The sequence below is a fragment of the Halonatronum saccharophilum DSM 13868 genome (genome assembly GCF_000517025.1).
In the GTDB taxonomy this organism is placed as follows: domain Bacteria; phylum Bacillota; class Halanaerobiia; order Halobacteroidales; family Halobacteroidaceae; genus Halonatronum; species Halonatronum saccharophilum.
Window position 1 is genome coordinate 46,185 of sequence record NZ_KI912091.1, and the last position, 2,047, is coordinate 48,231.

The window sequence follows — 2,047 nt, forward strand, 5'->3', positions numbered from 1 at the left end:
TAATAAATATAAAATAAATATGATATTGTACTATGATAATGATGAAGAGTTAGTAGGGAATTACTTTTATACAAGATATCAGGGTAAGATAAAATTAGTAGGTAAAGTAACTAAAGATAAAATACTTAAATTAGTTGAACTAGATGAAGAAGGCAATGAGGTTGCTACGTTTGTAGGAGAAATTGTTAATAGAGAGTTTGTAGGAAGGTGGATTAGTTTAATAGATGAAAAAGAGTACAATTTTAATTTAAATATAGGAGGATCGTTTTGGGGAACTAGGGAGAAAATATATGCTGCTTTCACAAGTAAAACCAATGAAGAAGTTGAGGATTTTTTGAATGAATTAATGAGGTTCCCCCATTAAATTAGACACTAAGTTTAGTGGCTTTTCTCTCGTTTTCGTATTTTTCTGGACTTTTATAATTTAAAGTCGAGTGCATTCTAAATCTATTGTAAAAGACTTCAATATATTCAAATATATCTCTTCTTGCTTGAGCTCTTGTTATATAGTTATTATGATGAATTAATTCTGTTTTCAATGTTCCAAAAAAGCTTTCTGACACTGCATTATCCCAGCAATTACCCTTACGACTCATTGATGATTTAAATCCATTTTCAATTAATAGTTCTTGAAATTCTATACTAGCGTACTGACTTCCTCGATCTGAATGAAATATAAGTCCTCTTGAGACTTGGCGATTGTTTAGAGTCATATTAAGAGCATTTATTACAAGATTCTTTTTCATTGTGCTATCCATTGACCAACCAACAACTTTACGAGAATATAGATCTATTATGACAGCAAGGTAAAGCCAACCTTCCTGAGTAGGAATATATGTGATGTCTGAGACCCAGACTTTATTTTTTTGAGATACATCAAATTCTCGGTTAAGAATATTATCTTTTATTGGCAGGTTATGATTAGAATTTGTTGTAACTTTGAATTTACGCTTTTGTATAGCTTTTAATCCTAATACTTTCATTAATCTTTCTACTCGTTTTTTATTGCATATAATGCCTTCTTTCTTAAGCTGTTTGTAGATTCTAGGGCTACCATAAGTCCCACGGCTCTGCCAATATATTTGAGCTACCTTAAATTTTAAAGTTTCATTTTCTTCTTCTCTTTTACTTGGTTTTCTTTTTAACCATTTGTAATATCCTGACCGAGATACTTCTAAAACTTTACACATCCTCTCCACAGCAAATTCATTGCTGTGATCTCGGATAAAACCATATTTTACTGTGGTTTCTTCGAGAAGATGCTTACCGCCTTTTTTAAAATGTCGCGTTCTTCTTTTGCAATTTTTAGTTCTTTTTTTAGTTTTATAATCTCTTGTTCTTCAGGAGAAAGATTTTGTTTACCATTGCCTGGGAAAGCTAAATTACCCTTGTCTCTATACTCTTTACGCCATCTAATTAGTGCATTATAACTAACACCTAAATCTTCAGCAATATCTTTACAATTTTTATCAGATTTAAGACTTAATTCAACAGCATCACGTTTAAATTGTTCATCACGTTTTATTTTAGGTTTGCTCATGTGTATTCCCCCTTTGAATAACTTTATTATACACCTTAACTCACTGTCTAACAAATAGGGGGAAGATTATAAGAAATGATATTTTAAATAGAAATAAGTTTAAAGTGGCAGAAGTGGTATCCTATCCATTATTAGTAAGGGTAAATGATAGTCAAGAAAGAATTAAAACCAAGAAAGAATTTATAGATAAATTTGATTTAATCTTTAATGATGAATATATGAAAAAGATAGAAGGATTTATACCATTAAATTTAGGTTCTACTTATAGAGGAATGTGGTTTGCTGGTATAATGATAAATGATTTAGCACCAGATATAAATTCAGAATTTGAATTAAAAATTGTCTATATAAATAATTCAATAGATGATTAAAAATAATACCTTTGAATAAATAAAAAAGTAAAAATATACAATTTCAATTGACAATATAAGACTTTTAATATTAATCTAAGCTATAAAAAACATTAAATTTTAATTTTAAAGGGGGTTATATCTTTGAATTTCAAAA

At 28.9% G+C, this 2,047-nt stretch carries 3 protein-coding genes; 2 read left to right on the forward strand and 1 reads right to left on the reverse strand.

Annotation, left to right across the window (positions count from 1 at the left end):
- Positions 1-364: hypothetical protein (locus tag HALSAC_RS0100360; protein ID WP_169730073.1), on the forward strand; the 364-nt coding region annotated here is incomplete at its 5' end.
- Position 365: 1 nt separating this feature from the next.
- Here the strand turns inward: HALSAC_RS0100360 and HALSAC_RS0100365 are convergent.
- Positions 366-1,540, reverse strand: a protein-coding gene (locus tag HALSAC_RS0100365) for an IS3 family transposase (RefSeq protein ID WP_156924116.1) whose coding sequence is annotated in 2 segments (ribosomal slippage) — positions 366-1,267 and positions 1,267-1,540 — 1,176 coding nt in all. Because the reading frame shifts where the segments join, the coding sequence is not laid out codon by codon here.
- A 104-nt stretch (positions 1,541-1,644) separates the two neighbouring features.
- Here HALSAC_RS0100365 and HALSAC_RS0100375 point away from each other — a divergent pair.
- Positions 1,645-1,911, forward strand: coding sequence for a hypothetical protein (locus HALSAC_RS0100375; RefSeq protein ID WP_156924117.1), 267 nt, complete (start codon positions 1,645-1,647; stop codon positions 1,909-1,911).
- Positions 1,912-2,047 lie beyond the last annotated feature (136 nt).